The sequence below is a fragment of the Streptomyces sp. SID12488 genome (assembly GCF_010548275.1).
GTDB lineage: Bacteria > Actinomycetota > Actinomycetes > Streptomycetales > Streptomycetaceae > Streptomyces.
In genome coordinates, this window is record NZ_JAAGLT010000032.1 from 98602 (window position 1) to 113038 (window position 14437).

At 71.7% G+C, this 14437-nt stretch carries 12 protein-coding genes; 5 read left to right on the forward strand and 7 right to left on the reverse strand.

The genetic code is table 11. From position 1 onward, the window contains the following. Positions 1-145 precede the first annotated feature (145 nt). Positions 146-1633: a DUF4331 domain-containing protein gene (locus tag G3I56_RS35130; protein ID WP_164416258.1), complete on the reverse strand. Its 1488-nt coding sequence runs from the start codon at positions 1631-1633 to the stop codon at positions 146-148. 287 nt (positions 1634-1920) lie between these two features. Here G3I56_RS35130 and G3I56_RS35135 point away from each other — a divergent pair, with 287 nt between their 5' ends. The 3 genes from G3I56_RS35135 (at position 1921) to G3I56_RS35145 (ending at position 3693) form a co-directional block, all read left to right on the forward strand. Then, a complete protein-coding gene (locus G3I56_RS35135) occupies positions 1921-2463 on the forward strand; it encodes a sigma-70 family RNA polymerase sigma factor (protein WP_164317835.1) in 543 nt (180 codons plus the stop codon). Continuing rightward, positions 2460-3308, forward strand: a complete 849-nt coding sequence (locus G3I56_RS35140) for an anti-sigma factor (protein WP_164416214.1) — start codon at positions 2460-2462, stop codon at positions 3306-3308. Before G3I56_RS35135 ends, G3I56_RS35140 begins: the two co-directional genes overlap by 4 nt. A gap of 115 nt (positions 3309-3423) precedes the next feature. Beyond that, the gene (locus G3I56_RS35145) at positions 3424-3693 is read left to right on the forward strand and encodes a hypothetical protein (protein ID WP_164416216.1); all 270 of its coding nucleotides are present in this window, start codon (positions 3424-3426) and stop codon (positions 3691-3693) included. A 97-nt stretch (positions 3694-3790) separates the two neighbouring features. Here G3I56_RS35145 and G3I56_RS35150 read toward each other — a convergent pair whose 3' ends face one another. The 3 genes from G3I56_RS35150 to G3I56_RS35160 form a co-directional block, all read right to left on the reverse strand. Then, positions 3791-4993, reverse strand: coding sequence for a CaiB/BaiF CoA-transferase family protein (locus G3I56_RS35150; protein WP_203691385.1), 1203 nt, complete (start codon positions 4991-4993; stop codon positions 3791-3793). 208 nt (positions 4994-5201) lie between these two features. Then, positions 5202-5954: an ABC transporter permease gene (locus tag G3I56_RS35155; RefSeq protein WP_203691418.1), complete on the reverse strand. Its 753-nt coding sequence runs from the start codon at positions 5952-5954 to the stop codon at positions 5202-5204. Between the two features lie 56 nt (positions 5955-6010). Beyond that, positions 6011-6955: an ATP-binding cassette domain-containing protein gene (locus tag G3I56_RS35160; RefSeq protein WP_164416220.1), complete on the reverse strand. Its 945-nt coding sequence runs from the start codon at positions 6953-6955 to the stop codon at positions 6011-6013. Between the two features lie 64 nt (positions 6956-7019). On the opposite strand from G3I56_RS35160, the gene G3I56_RS35165 reads away from it, so the two are divergent. Continuing rightward, positions 7020-7733, forward strand: coding sequence for a TetR/AcrR family transcriptional regulator (locus tag G3I56_RS35165; protein ID WP_164416222.1), 714 nt, complete (start codon positions 7020-7022; stop codon positions 7731-7733). Positions 7734-7836: 103 nt separating this feature from the next. On the opposite strand, the gene G3I56_RS35170 is transcribed toward G3I56_RS35165, so the two are convergent. The 3 genes from G3I56_RS35170 to G3I56_RS44880 all read right to left on the reverse strand — a co-directional run bounded on the left by G3I56_RS35170 (position 7837) and on the right by G3I56_RS44880 (position 12899). Then, positions 7837-9009, reverse strand: coding sequence for a type ISP restriction/modification enzyme (locus tag G3I56_RS35170; protein WP_164416224.1), 1173 nt, complete (start codon positions 9007-9009; stop codon positions 7837-7839). 174 nt (positions 9010-9183) lie between these two features. Continuing rightward, on the reverse strand, positions 9184-9792 hold the full coding sequence (locus G3I56_RS35175; RefSeq protein WP_343240144.1) for a response regulator transcription factor: 609 nt from the start codon (positions 9790-9792) through the stop codon (positions 9184-9186). 182 nt (positions 9793-9974) lie between these two features. Next, positions 9975-12899 (reverse strand): AAA family ATPase, encoded by a 2925-nt coding sequence (locus tag G3I56_RS44880; RefSeq protein WP_164416227.1) that lies wholly within the window; start codon positions 12897-12899, stop codon positions 9975-9977. A gap of 234 nt (positions 12900-13133) precedes the next feature. On the opposite strand from G3I56_RS44880, the gene G3I56_RS35185 reads away from it, so the two are divergent. Beyond that, positions 13134-14437, forward strand: a 1304-nt coding sequence (locus G3I56_RS35185) for an ATP-binding protein (RefSeq protein WP_164416229.1), incomplete at its 3' end; no start/stop codon positions are given.

Consider the following 14437-nt stretch of genomic DNA (forward strand, 5'->3'; position numbering starts at 1 on the left):
CAAGGTTCCTGGGCGGGTCATCTGCGGGGGAATCGGGGGTCGACCGCCCGGGTGGGGCCGGGAGTCGACGGGAGTGCGGCGCGGCCCGCGCCGTGGGGATGGAAACGGGCCGCGCCAGCTGGTGGGGGTGGGAACTGACCGCGGGTCAGTACGCCCGGTTCCCCATGTTCCGGCGCCACCACACGAAGCCGGCGGTGAGCAGCAGGAACCCGGCCGCACCGGCCGCCGCCGAACCGGCGATCAGCATGGTGTCGGTGCCACCGGAGGTGCCGGCGGGCTGCAGTGCGTCACCGAGCTGGCTGCGGACGTCGTTGGTGCCGGTCGTGCCCTTGGCGAGCGGACCGCGCGAACCCTCGGTCGGCAGAGCCACGTACGGGAAGTACTTCTCGAAGTTCTTGTCGTTCTTGTCGACCGCGTCACCGAGGTCGTTCTTCGCGCCGAGCAGTTCACCCTCGACGACCTGGAGCGAGGCGTCGATCACGTCGTCCGTCAGACGACGGCCGTTCGGGAAGCCCGCGGTGTCACCGTCGAGGACACCGAGACGCTTGGGGTGCGCGGACGGGGCGATCGAGGTGTTGAGACGCAGTTCCTCGGCCGGAGTGACGTACGGCGGCTGGTTGAGACCCTTCACACCCTTGAGGAAGACGTCCACCAGGTCGTTGCGCGGCTCCTTGGGCGCGGGGATCTTGTAGATCGCCTCGATGAGCTTCGGCAGCTCGGGGTTGGTCACGTTCTTCAGGAACTGGGCGTCGCCGTACGGCGAGGACGCGTTGAACTTGTCCTTGTCCTTGATCGGGTTGACGACCTCGTTGACGAGCGGCATGCCCAGTCGCGAGACCTGGGAGTAGTAGCCGCTGGCGTTCTTGCGCTGGGTCGTCGACCAGATACCGACGACCGGCTGCTTCGACGACTGCACGATCATGTGCGTCGGCACCTGGAGCGCGATCGAGTTGACGTTGTAGCCCTTGAGCGTGTCGTTGCCGACCTCGGAGAGGTTCCCGCCGTACAGCAGGTCGAAGACCCGCAGGTCCGCGAAGAACGGGTCGTCGGCCTGGCCGGCGAACGTGGTCGAACCGTTCGTCAGCTTGTGGATGGCCTGGTCGCGCAGCTTCTTGTAGTTCGGCATCGACGCCTTGCCGACGTTCGACGGGGCGACCGGGACGTCGTCGGCGATCTTCGTCTTGTACATCTCGTGCTTGTTCTTGAGCTTGATCAGCTCGATGTCGTACGTCTGCGTGACGTTGAGGTCCGGGTCGTACAGGCTGTCGACCGCACCCGTGTTGTACAGGAACGTCTTCTTGTTCTTCACATGCGTCTTGAAGGTGTAGCGGAACAGGAGGTCGTCCTGCGCGTCACCGTCGTTGTCGATGTGAAGGTCGTACTGGGCGTCCTCGGCGAACTGGTAGAAGTTCGGGCCGCCGCCCGGCTCCTCGAACGGGATCCAGTTCGCGACGATCGTCGTCGTGTCCTTCTTGTCCGGGCTCACGAACGCGTACAGGTCCGTGTTGTCGAACTGCGGGGTGCCCGAGATCAGCGGCGCCTCGCGGTGGCTGGAGGCGGCGGCCGTACCCGGTACGAGCGCGGTGACGCCGGCGGCCGCGAGCCCACCGGCAGCCAGCGCACCACAAATCATGGTCGCGATGCTCCTGCGCCGCGCGCCGCCCTTGGAGATGGTTGTCGTCATACCGTCCGTCCTCACCGTGTCAACTTGCCTGACGAGGAGGATTCGGAGCCCTCCCGGATGCGGATTGGTCGAATCTGAAAAGTGTCTTGAAAACGTTTGGGAGGCGGCCGGCCCGCGTTCCGGGCCGGCAGATCCGTACCCATCCGGACGCGGGTTCGCTTCGAATGCCTAAGGTGACGGTGACAAGCGTGATGGAGCGGGGAGGGGCCGTGTGCGGCCATAGAGAGGGGACGCGGGTGGGAGCGGACGAGCTTCTGGTTCTCGTGGCCGGTGGAGACCAGAAAGCCTTCGAAGAGCTGTACGGGATCGTGTCGGGGCCGGTGTTCGGACTGGTGCGGCGCGTGGTGCGGGACCCGGCGCAGTCGGAGGAGGTGTCACAGGAGGTACTGCTCGAACTCTGGCGCTCCTCACCCCGGTTCGACCCCAGGAAGGGCAGCGCCCTGTCCTGGATACTCACGCTCGCGCACCGCCGGGCCGTCGACCGGGTGCGCAGTGCCCGCGCGGCCGGTGAGCGCGAGCAGCGCGACGCCGAGCGCTCCCACCGTCCCGCCTTCGACCATGTGGCCGAGGAGGTCGAGGCCGGGCTCGAACGCGAATGGGTGCGCCACTGCCTGGACCGGCTCACCACCCTGCAACGCCAGTCGGTCACCCTCGCCTACTACGACGGCTACACATACCGTGAAGTGGCGGAGCGGCTCTCGCTCCCGCTGGGCACGGTGAAGACACGGATGCGCGACGGACTGACCCGGCTGCGCGAATGCCTGGGAGGTGTCGCATGAGCGTGCTCGGCAGACTGTTCCGCCGCGAGGATCTCCATTCGCTCGCCGCCCCCTACGCCCTCGACGCCCTGGATCCCGACGAGCGGCGCCGCTTCGGCAAGCACCTGGCCGGCTGCGACGCCTGTACCGCCGAGGTGCGCATGCTGTCCGAGGACACGGTCCGGCTGGCCTGGTCCACGGCCGCGCCGCCCCCGTTCGCCATGCGCGACCGGGTCCTGTCCGCCGTACGCGCGACTCCGCAGGAGTTCCCGGGCCAGTCCCCGGCGCGCGCCCCCGGCCGCTCCGCCGAGGCGCCCCGCAGGCGGAGCCATCAGCTGCCGGCGCACGTCTGGGGCACCGAACCGCCGCCGGTCCGCCGTGCGCCCCGCATGCGCCCCATGTTCGCCCCGCTGGCCACGCTCACGGCGGCAGCCGCCCTCGTGGTCGCCGCGCTGTTCGCCGTGCAGAACACGCAGACCCAGGACAAGCTGGACACCGCGCAGGCCCAGGCACGTGAGATTGCCGACGTTCTGTCGGCTCCCGACGCGCGGGCGACCGCCGACCGGGACGCGCGGGGCCAGGGGATCACCGCGATCGCCTCCGCCTCCGAGGGGCGCGCGGTGGTGACCCTCAGTGGGTACGGGGAGTTGCCGAGCGACCGCGTGCACCAACTGTGGCTCATGCGCCCTGATGTGCAACCGCGCTCCCTGGGACTCTTCAAGGGCGACACGCCCTTGGTCGCGACCGGTCTCGACAAGTCGGCCACATCACTCGCTGTGACCGTCGAACCCGACGGGGGTTCAGAGCAGCCCACCAGCGCACCAGTTGTCCAACTCGCCCTGGAATCGGTTGGATTCGGAGAGTAATCGTCAACACCCTTGTGGGGAAGGTGAATCCTGTGACCGAGATACACGAGTGCCCCGGGGGAGCGATAGGGTTAACCTGCCCGGGCCGGGTGGACTTGTACGGGTGGGGAGTGACATGGAACAGATAACGATGCACAGCAGGGCACGCGTCCCTGCGATCACGTGCGGAAGCAGTGCGACCAAGGCGCGCCTCGACCGCCACCTCTCGGTGCTGTCGGGACCCGCGGTTCCTCAGCGTGAGACGGCGGAGGCGACCTCGCTGATGCGCGAACTCACTTCGCGGGACAGGGTGAAGCAGCGCAGTGACCTCGGTACGAGGGTCAGCAGGCTTTCGCTCTTCGCCCCGCTGCGCCGTCTGAGCCGCACCCTGTTCGGCGGGCGCTGAGCGGGCTGAGCGGACCGTATCGGCGCCCCCGCGCCGTCCACGGTCAACCGACTCCGTCCACTGTCCGGTCGTTCGCCCAGTCGTTCCCTGCCCGTGCTCAGGCGGCCACACCGTCCCGGCGCAGCGCTGCGATCTCCTCGCCCGTCATCCCCACGGCGCGCAGCAGCGCTTCGGTGTGCTCCCCGAGCGCGGGCACATCACCCATCCGTGCCTCGCCCCCGCCCGGCAGATTGATCGGGGGCAGCATCGCGCGCAACGGCCCCGCCGGTGACCCCACCTGTCGCCATCGGTCCCGCGCCGCGAACTGCGGATGCTCCGCCACCTCCTGTACGTCCCTGAGTCGCGCGCACGCGATCCCGGCGCCCTCCAGCCGCACCAGGGCCTCGTCGACCTCCAGCCCGCCGAGGGCCTCGGCCACGAGAGCGTCGGTCCGCCCCCGGTTCCCGACCCGCGCCGCGTTCGTCGCGTACGCCGGATCGGACCCCAACTCGGGCCGCCCCAGCACCTGTTCGGCCAGCCGCCGCCACTCACGGTCGTTCTGTACAGACAGCAGCACCCGGCCGCCGTCCCTCGTGCTGTAGGCGTCGTACGGGGCGATGACGGCGTGCGCGAGGCCGGTGCGCGCCGGGGGAGTGCCGTCGTGCATCGCATGGTGGAGGGGGTGCCCCATCCACTCGGCCAGCGCGTCCAGCATCGACACCTCCACCGGCCCGCCCCGCCCGGTCACACCCCGCCGTACGAGCGCCGCCAGCACCCCGGAGAACGCGTACATGCCGGCCGCGATGTCCGCCGCCGGAATCCCGGCCTTCACCGGCTGCTCCGGTGTCCCGGTCACCGACACCAGCCCGGCCTCGCACTGCACGAGCATGTCGTAGGCCCGTTTGCCGGCGTACGGTCCCGAGGGCCCGTATCCCGAGATGTCCACGGCGATCAGCCGGGGGTGCGCGGCGCAGAGGGTGGCCGCGTCGAGGCCGAGGCGGGCGGCGGCGCCGTGGGCGAGGTTCTGGACGAACACGTCGGCGTCGGCGATCAGTCGCTGGACGACGGCGAGCCCGCGAGGGTCCTTGACGTCGAGGGCGAGGGACTCCTTCCCGCGGTTGCACCACACGAAGTGCGAGGCGAGGCCGTGGGCGGCGGTGTCGTACGCCCGTGCGAAGTCGCCGCCGTCGACGCGCTCGATCTTGATGACCCGGGCGCCGAGGTCGGCGAGCTGGCGGGTGGCGAAGGGGGCGGCGACGGCTTGTTCGAGGGCGACGACGGTGAGGCCGGTGAGGGGGAGGGGTTCCATGCGGGGGATCATGTCGGGTTTTCGCCCCCGCCGCCCCTACCCGTCCCGTCCTGTCCCTGGGGGCTGCGCCCCCAGACCCCGCTGTCGGCCCTGAAGGGGCCTCGTCCTCAAACGCCGGACGGGCTGGAAATGTCGGTCGGCGTTGGTATTTCAGCCCCTCCGGCGTTTGAGGAGCGGGGGTTCGGGGGCGGCGCCCCCGAGGATGGAACGACCTGAGCGGTCAGCCTTCGCCGTCCGCGTGCCGTCGTACAGCCAGCGGCAGGAACACCGCGATCAGTACCCCGCACCACGCCAGCGACCCGGCGACAGGGTGGACGACCGGCCACGCCCCGTCCACCGGGACCGGAGCGTTGCCGAACAGACCCCGCATCGCCGTCGCGACCGCGCTGATCGGGTTCCACTCGGCCAGGGTCCGCAACCACCCGGGCAGACCGTCCGTCGGGATGTACGCGTTCGACAGCAACGGCAGGAGAAACGTCGCGCCCCCCAGTTGACCGGCCGCCTCCTCGCTCCGGGAGAGCAGCCCGAGGTAGATCCCGATCCACGTCGTCGCGAACCGGAAGAGCAGCAGCAACCCCACCGCACCCAGCGCCCGCAGCGCCGACCCCTCGATCCGCCACCCCACCGCGAGCCCGACGAGGAGCAGGGGAACCGTCCCCGCTGCGGTCACCACGAGGTCCGCGAGGGCCTGCCCCAGTGGTACGGCGGCCCGGCTGATCGGCAACGTACGCAGCCGGTCGGTCACGCCCCGGTGGGTGTCCTGGGCCGCCTGGAACATCCCGGTCATGATGCCGTTGGCGGCGGTCGCCACCAGCAACCCCGGTACGAGGAAGGCCCGGTAGTCCTCGCCGGGCATCGCGAGGGCGCTGCCGAAGACGTACCCGAAGAACAGCAGCATCGTGACCGGCATGGACTGGGTGAGGATCAGCAGTCCCGGGTTGTGCCGCAGCCGCCGCAGATGCCGGCCGAGCATGGCCGTGCCGTCGTACGCCAGGGCCGAGGTCGCGGACGTCGCGGATGTCAACGTACTCACGCGGCAAGCTCCTTACGTTCCGTCAGGCGGAGGAACACGTCGTCGAGGGTCGGGGGGCGCAGGCTCACGTCGAGCAACGCCACGCCCGCGGCGTCCAGTTCACGCACCAGCCGGGGAAGGGTGAGCGTCGGGTCCGTGGTGACCGCGCCGACGGTGAGCCGGTCCCGGTCCAACACCGGTTCGGATCCGGTGAGTCGGTCGAGGATCCCGGCGGCGCCGAGCAGCGCGCCGGCATCCGCGACCACGACCTCGGCGTACGAGCCGATGAGCGCCTTGAGTTGGGCCGGTGAACCGGTGTGGGCGACCCTGCCGTGCTCCACGAGGGCGATCTCGTCGGCGAGTTGGTCGGCCTCCTCCAGATACTGGGTGGTCAGGAGGACCGTTGTGCCCTCGTTCTTCAGCTCACGTACCGCCGCCCAGATCTGGTTGCGGGCAGCGGGGTCGAGCCCCGTCGTCGGCTCGTCCAGGAAGAGCACCGCGGGCCGCTCCACCAGGCTCGCCGCGAGGTCGAGGCGGCGGCGCATGCCGCCCGAGTAGGTGGACGCGGGCCGGTCGGCGGCTTCCGCCAGCCCGAAGCGGTCGAGCAGCTCGTCGGCGCGCGGGACGGGCCCCCTGATTCGGTGCAGCCGGGCGAAGAGCCGTAGGTTCTCGCGGCCGGTGAGGTCCCCGTCCACCGACGCGTTCTGCCCCGTGACGCCGATCCGGCGCCGTACGGCAGCCGCCTCCCGTACGAGGTCGTGCCCCGCGACGCGGGCCGAGCCCGCGTCGGGCCGCAGCAGCGTGGTGAGCAGCCGTACGGCCGTGGTCTTGCCTGCGCCGTTCGGCCCCAGCAGTCCGCACACGGACCCCTCGGCCACGGCCAGGTCCAGTCCGCGTACGGCATGGACCTTCCCGAAGGACTTCTCCAGTCCTTCACTAAGTACAGCGTACGTAGTGGTCATGAGGTGACCATAGCGCACTACGTACGCCGTACGTAACTACGATGGGTGGTCGAGGTGATGATCAATGGCCGGCCGAGCCGCCGTACCCGAAGTGATCTGGACGCGTCCCGAACGTGCGGGCCGGGGTCCGAAGGCCGCGTACAGCCGTGCGGACATCGCGGCTGCCGCGGTGCGGATCGCGGACGCGGAGGGGCTCGATGCGGCCTCGATGCGGCATGTCGCGGCCGAACTCGGCTGCGGCACGATGTCGCTGTACAACTACGTCCCCCGCAAGGAGGACCTGTACGAGTTGATGGTTGACGCGATCAGTGGCGAGCACGAGTTGTGGGAGCCGTCGGGCGACTGGCGCGCCGACATGCTCCGGGTGGCCCGTCAGACACGCGCTCTCATGCGGCGCCATCCCTGGCTGCCGCGTCTGATGTCCCCGGTCCACGGCTTCAGCCCCAACGCCCTGCGCTATCTCGAACACTGTCTGAGCTGCCTCGACTCGTTCGACGCCACCTATGGCACGAAGTTCGAGCTGATCGCGATGCTCAACGGCCTGGTCACCACGTACGTCGGCAACGAGTTGGCGACGGCCGAGCGGGCGCGGTCCCTGCCCTGGTCCGAGGAGCAGGAGAACGCGATGCGGATCGGGTATCTCGGGGGGCAGGTGGCGAGCGGGGCGTATCCGCGGATGGCGGCGGCGTTCATGGAGGACGCGGGGCCGATCGATCTGGAGGCGGTGTTCGAGCGGATGCTTCTGCGGGTGCTTGATGGCTTCGCGCCGCGTCAGTGAGCTTTCGTTGCCGGGTGCGGGTCCGTTGTGGTTGCTCGCGCCCACGCGGCGGAGCCGCACAATGTCACAGCCCCGCCCCCCTGAAAACCTGAAGGCGGGTCGGTCAGAGCAGCGTGAACTGGCCTTCTGGGCCTTCCTCGTGGTGGTCCAGCACCGACGCGGGCCTGCGTGCCGTATCCGGTACCGGGAGTACGCCGGTCTCCCGCAGCTCTGCTGCAGTGATCGGGTTCGTCACCGTCAACTCGGCTTGCTGTGGGCGTAGTTCAGCGAGCAGCGCCAGGACGGTGATCAGCTCCAGCAGCTCCGACGTCCAGGTCTGCTGCCATGTCGCCGGGCGGATCGCCTCCAGAGTTCCGGGCTCGGCGGGGCCGGGCATCCGCGCCGCGAACCACCCCTCAAGCACCCGTACCCCGCCCGCCTCGAAGTCCCAGGCCTCGGGCGGCACCGGGGAGATGCGGCCGTCGTCGAGCTGGAGGGTCTCCTCGGTGCGGTCGTAGTGGAGGGCGACCGGGCGGGAGGGCAGTGGGGCCCGTACGTACGGGCGTCGGCCGCCGGGCAGCTTGGGCCGTTCTCCGTCCCGGCGCATCAGCCAGAGCACCCGGCGGCCCAACTCGACCCCCCGGGACCAGAGTTCGGGGTCGGCGGTGAGCGGGACACTCAGCCCCGGGCGTACGGCGACCAGGGCCCAGGCGAGCACGTCGAGCGGGTCGGGGCGATGGCCCAGGCGGTCGGTGAGGTGGTCCGACAGGCCCGGGGCGAGGTTGGGTTCGGTGCCGCCGGGGCGCCGGTACAGGGGGCGGATCCGGCCCGGGCGGACCAGCGGCAGCACGCCCGAGGCGAGCAGCAGGGGCCCGCCGGAGTCCGCCGGCGCGATCGCCGCCTCGACGACGAACACCTGCCGTTCGTCCGCCACCCGCCACAACTCCGGACGCGCCGCGTCGATCAGCCGGTGGTCCGGGATCAGCCACTGCTCGTCGTAGGGCGCCCGCAGGACCCGTACCGGCTCCGCGCAGGGGCCGGTGGCGCGGGCGAGCTTCTCCGTGCCGCCGTGCCGGCCGGGCAGCTGTCCCACCGCCGACTGCGGGGTGCGTGAGCGCGTCGGCTCGAACAGGGCCTCGCGGTCCGGCCCTTCGGCCTTCAGAAGGGCGTCCCAGCGTGCCTTCAGGGATGCGGCGTCGGGGGCCGCCGGCCACCCCCGGCCCAGCCGTGGCGGTGCGACGGACCACGGCATGAGGTCCGCGAGCAGCGGAGCGTCGTCGGGCGTCACGCTGGGCATCGTACGACGACGTCCGGCAGCCTCTGCCTCGGACGAGCCATCGCGCGTGCGGACGGTGTGCCCGGGAACGCGGGCAGGGCGTCCGGGGTCGTTGTGCGACGAACATCCCGGACGCCCTTGGCGACGCCGACCGGAGTGCCACGGGCCCGGTTCTCCCGGAGCGGGGGCCCGCGGTCAGATGAGGCCGGCGCGTATGGCGTAGGAGACGGCGTGGGCGCGGTTGCGCAGGCGCATGCGCTTCATCACGCCGTAGAGGATGTATTTGACGGTGCGTTCCGAGTAGGAGAGCCTCGTCGCGATCTCCGCGAACTCCTTGCCCTCGGCGACCAGGCGCAGCACGTCCACCTCGCGCGCGCCGATCCCCGACGCCGCCAGGCTTCGGGGGGCGAGGACCTCCCGTTGCACCCACTGGATCTGTTGCATCAAAGTGCCCTGGAGGGTGGGCGGGAGGCTGCCACCGCCCTCCGCGAGGGTGAGCAGGGTTCGGATGAAGTTCGCGACGGTGAAGGAGTTCCGCCAGAGCACGGCACGGACCCCGAGGTCGACCGCCGCCGCGATGTCGGTCTGCCACTGCCCTCCCACCACCAGGGCGAACCGGGCGTCGGGCTTGTCGCTCAGGGTGCGCATCAGGTCCAGGGTGGCGGCGTCGGCGTTCTCCACGGCGAGGACGATGACATCGGCTTCCTGGATCCTGTCCGGGGGGACCTCGTGAATGCGACGGTCGTCCCGAAGGCAGCTGACCAGCCCGGCGTGGATGATGGGGTCGGACGCGTGGATCGCCACCCGCACAGTGTCCGTGAGTACCTGCTGAGGCACTGGCCCCCCAATCGGGAACTCGAAGTGGTCCATGTGGTTGAGGAGTTGATCGTGACAGGTGCGGTTGCTCCGCCTCGGGCACGGAAGCCCCGCGTCCGTTAATGACAGGGGAATCTGGCACGAGTGGCCGGACCGGCGCGTGGGGGAGGTCAGCGGTCGTCAGCCGTGAGCGGACCGCCCGTGAGAACGGCTGTCACGACCTCCGTGCGGGAGCGCATACCCGTGCGTGCGAACAGCCTGGACACACGGTTCGCGACCGCGTCCTCGCTGAGCCGCAGTACATGGGCGATCTGACGGTTGGTGAGGCCCTCCGCCAGCAGGATGCCCAGCAGGTGCTCGTTCTCCGCCGTGGCCTGCCCCCGACCGGGTACGGCGATGCCCGCCTCGCGCATCGCGGACCTGGTGCGGAAACGCCACAGCGCGGCACCGGTCTCCCCGAACAGGTCGTACGCCTCGCGCAGCAGTGTCGCCGGGCCCGCGTTCGCGCGCACCGCGGCCAGGAGTGCGACCGCCGTTTCGAACGGCTGGCTGCGCGAGCGGGCCAGCTCGACCGCTTCGGGCAGGTGCCTGCCGGCAGCCGCGGAGTCCGGCCGGACTCCGGCGGACGTCAGCAGGTACAGCAGACGTGTCCGTCCGCTGTTCATCTGCTCGGCCAGCAGATCGAGGCGCTCCAGACAGGCCGCCGCCCGACCGGTGTGTCCCGCTTCCGCGTGCACCTCGGCGAGAGAGGCCCACAACTCGTCGGTGCCGTAGACGGATCCACGCTCCTGGGCCGCCCGCAGGCCGCGCCGCAGTGTCTCCTCGGCCCGGCCGAGTTCGCCGAGAGTGCGCAGCACCTCGGCCTCGGCGTGGTCCAGGAAGAGTTCGAGCGGTCCGTGCGCCCGCCCGCGCACGCTGCTGACCAGACGGTCGGCGCTGGTGATGCGCCCGCGCGCGAGGAGGATGGCCGCCGTCCGGGCCGGGAGCAGATGGTGCGTGGGGACCGCGGTCAGCACCCCGCCGTTGACCATGAGCCGCCGGGCCAGCGCGAGCGCCTCGTCCCACTGCCCCCGGAGGTGGTGGAGGAGAAACCGGCTGGACTCGGGCAGCAGCTCAGCCGACAGCTCCCGGGCGGACAGCAGGGCCGTGGCCCCCGGCAGGTCGCCGGTGCCGAGCAGCAGGTCGAACTGGGCGATGGTCCTCGCGAACACCTTGTCGCGGGACATGCCCGGCACCTCCGGCAGGGCCAGCGCGCGGGTGAGTCTCTCCGGTCGGCCGAGCACGAACTCCGCGACATTCCGGAACAACTCCAGCAACGCCCGGCTGTCGGGGGTGGACTGCCACACCGGTTCGGTCCGTGACAGCAGGGTCAGTGCCTCCTGCCACTTCTCCAGCTGCCACAGGGCCTGGACGCGGCCGGACACGGCGGCCATGGCGGGCAGGCGAAGTCCGTCCCACCACGGTGCGGTGCCCATCCGGTCCAGCGCCGGCCAGTCCCGCTCGACACCCGCTGACGCCACCAGGAGGGTGGCGGCGTCGTAGAGCGTCAGCGGGTCGAGGCCCTCGGCCGGGTCGCACACGATCCGCTCGGCCACCGCCCGGGCCGTCCGGTAGTCACCGCAGCCGAAGGCGGCCTGGCCGCACCGCAGTATCGCGAGGTCGCGCGCGATCGGTTCCTCGATGAGACGGACGGCTCTCAGATGCCACCGCACCATCCCCCGGCGCTCGTGATCGGGATACAGAGCCCTTGCGGCAGCTGTCAGTTCCGCCACCGCGCGGTCGCGGTCGACCAGGACGCCCGCGTCGGCTATCCGGTCCGGCAGATAGGTCTCCGCGTCCGCCTCGGCGAGGATCACCGCCACCGGCGCAGTCCGCTGGTCCTGTCGGACCGGCGGGTCCTCCGGGGCCCCGCCCGCCCACAGCGCCTCCACCGCGGCGGCGGACAGACGACCGCGCTCCAGCGGACCCAGCCGCTCCCGTACGGCGTCTTCCATCAGCGGTACGCGGAACGTCCAGCCGCGCGGTGCGTCGCCGGTCTGCCCGGGCAGTTCGTCCACGACGCCCTCGTCCACCAGCGTGCGGATGCCGTCGCGGACGGCCTCGGCGGACAACTCGGTCGAGGCCGCGGCCAACTCCTCGGCCGACCGGCCCAGCGGCCACAGGATGCTCAGCGCCGCGGCCACCGTCCAGCAGGGCTCCCCCAGAGCCCGCAGCGCCTCGACGAACCGGTCACCGTCCGGCAGCACCGGCACCGGCGCCCCGAGGGCCAGGAAGGCCTGTCTGTCGACCATGCGTATCGCGTCCTGGCCGGCCCACCCGAGGAGCAGGGCGTCGAGTGCCCCGGGGATCCCCTGGCTCAGCCGGTGGGCCCGCCGTGCGAGGCCGGCATCCGGCGCCGCCCGCAAGCGCTGTGCCACCGCGGCGGTGACGTCCTCCGCCCCGAGGCGCGGCAGCACGATCGTGTGCGCACCCCGGCTGCGAGCCAGCTGTTCCAGGGCGCGGCCGGACCCGGGAGACGGCTCCGTACTGTCCGGCCCGGTGTGCTGGACCGCTGTGACCAGCAGCCGGACCCCGGGCTGCGACGGCCGGAAGTCGACCTCGCCGAGCAGGGCGAGGGATTCGGCGTCGGCATGCTGGGCGTCCTCGACGACCACGGTCGCGGGCGTCGGCTGTGCCAGCGAGCCGGCGAGCACCTCGGCCAGCGACGCCCGGTCGCCCCGCCGCGTCGCGGACAGCGCCTGCGCGGCGGCCCGGCGCGCCGTACCCGGTCTCGCCGCGGTGGACCGGTGCTCCTCCAGAGCCATGACCAGGCGCAGCGCCAGGAGCAGCGGGCGTTCGCCGTCACCGGGAACGCAGTCCACCCGCAGGACCGCGATGCCTTCCGCGCGCAGTCGCTCGGCGGCGGCACGCGTGAACGCGCTGCGCCCGATGCCCCGTTCACCCCGGACCAGCACCAGACGCGGGCCGTCCGGGTCGCGCAGGCCGCGGTCGATCGCGTCCGACTCGCGCTCCCGGCCGAACAGGCGCGCGCCCGTCCGGTCGAAACGCGCGGCTGTGCCGCCGAGGACCAACTCGGCGTCCGCCCGGGCAGCCACTGTCCTCACCACAACCTTCGACGACGAATGTGACGACCCGTGTACGGGACGGCGTCCGCCTCGGTCCGACCCGGTCCGACCCGGCGGACCTGGCCGGTCCCAGTATTTGCCATCATTGCGGACCCGGCAAAGAAACAGGTGGCCCGCTCTCGGGACATCGGGCCGAACTTCGCCTATCCTGCGTCCCGTTCGGAGCGGGGAGAACGGGGAGGACGGGGGCAACGAGGAGTCGTCGTGCAGCAGGACCGTTCGCCTCTTGTCGCCAGGGACGGCGAAGTCGGGGACGTGGCAGAGGTGTTGCGTACGACCGGTGCCGAGGCGCGGACCGTGCTGGTCACCGGTGGGGCCGGAACCGGCAAGACCGCCGTGGTGGAGCAGGCGCGGCGGGCGGTGGTCCAGGAGGGCGCCAGGGTCCTGCGGCTCGGCTGGGAGGCCGCCGAGGGCCCGGCCGGCGCGGACGCCCTCGCGGACACCGTCTGCGGAGTACTCGCCAGGATCCACGACGGCCGGCTCCCGGTGCGCGTCACCGCCGTACGCCGGGTGCAACTGCGGACCGCCGGCCCCGGCGCCGAGGTGGCTCTGCTGTCGACCTTGGGGGAGGTACTGGCGGACGCCGCCCGGCATGTTCCCTTCGCGCTGGTCCTCGACAACGCCCAGCGGATGCCGGCGCGGACGGCCTCGGCCCTGGGGCTGCTGCTGCGCGTGTTCCGTCCCGTGGGTGTGCCGGTGGTGATGGCAGGCCGGCCGATGAGCCCGGGGCACATCGCCGGAGCGCAACTGGTCGCGGCGGCGGACCAGGTGCTCGAACTGCGGCCGCTGACGCCGGCCGACGCCGGAGCGCTCATCGTGCGGCGGCTGGGCCGCCCCGTCGAACCCGACCTGGTGTCGGCGGTGTCGCGTGCGCTGGGCCCGCTGGCGGGGAGCCCGGGGGCCGTGCTGTCGGTGCTCGCCTCGCTGGAGGAGTGCGGCGGCCTGCTCGAACTCGACGGTCAGGTCTGTCTGGCCGTGCCGGAGGGCGGGCTGCGGCTCACGGCGGACGTCGCGGAGCTGGGCCGGCTCGGCTGGCCGGACGCTTCACCGGACGCCGACACGGTCGCGACGGCGGTCGCACTCGCCCGCCTGGCGGAACAGGGCGAACTCCGGCTCGACGATCTGCGTGGAGTGCGGTTGCCGGGAGGGCGGCTGGGTCCGCGTGGTGTGCGATCGCCGGACGGGCGGTTGGATCCGCGTGGCGTGGAGGCGTCGGACGGGTTGCTCGGCCCTGGTGGCGTGGAGCGGTCGGACGGGACGGTGGAAGCTGTCGGCCGACGGGTGGACGGCCTGGTCAGGGACCGGGTCGTGACCGTCGACCCGGACGGGCGGACCTCGTTCGCCGTTCCGGCGCTCGCGGCGGCGCTGCGGACGCTGCCCGATCCCGGGAGCCCGTGGCCGCCGTACGCCACGATCAGCGGAACGCCGACCGACCGGCCGGGCACCGGGTCGGCGTGGCCGGGCGGCCACGAGGCAGCGGCGGGCCCGACGCCGGACGGCCCTCTCGC

What these genes read in the sequence shown, in the direction of transcription:
- G3I56_RS35130 (WP_164416258.1), bottom strand. Translation starts at nt 1,633, where the DNA reads ATGATTTGTGGTGCGCTGGCTGCCGGTGGGCTCGCGGCCGCCGGCGTC.
- G3I56_RS35155 (WP_203691418.1), bottom strand. Translation starts at nt 5,954, where the DNA reads ATGCTCGGCCGGCATCTGCGGCGGCTGCGGCACAACCCGGGACTGCTG.
- G3I56_RS35140 (WP_164416214.1), top strand. Translation starts at nt 2,460, where the DNA reads ATGAGCGTGCTCGGCAGACTGTTCCGCCGCGAGGATCTCCATTCGCTC.
- G3I56_RS35150 (WP_203691385.1), bottom strand. Translation starts at nt 4,993, where the DNA reads ATGATCCCCCGCATGGAACCCCTCCCCCTCACCGGCCTCACCGTCGTC.
- G3I56_RS35145 (WP_164416216.1), top strand. Translation starts at nt 3,424, where the DNA reads ATGGAACAGATAACGATGCACAGCAGGGCACGCGTCCCTGCGATCACG.
- G3I56_RS35165 (WP_164416222.1), top strand. Translation starts at nt 7,020, where the DNA reads ATGGCCGGCCGAGCCGCCGTACCCGAAGTGATCTGGACGCGTCCCGAA.
- G3I56_RS35170 (WP_164416224.1), bottom strand. Translation starts at nt 9,009, where the DNA reads ATGCCCAGCGTGACGCCCGACGACGCTCCGCTGCTCGCGGACCTCATG.
- G3I56_RS35160 (WP_164416220.1), bottom strand. Translation starts at nt 6,955, where the DNA reads ATGACCACTACGTACGCTGTACTTAGTGAAGGACTGGAGAAGTCCTTC.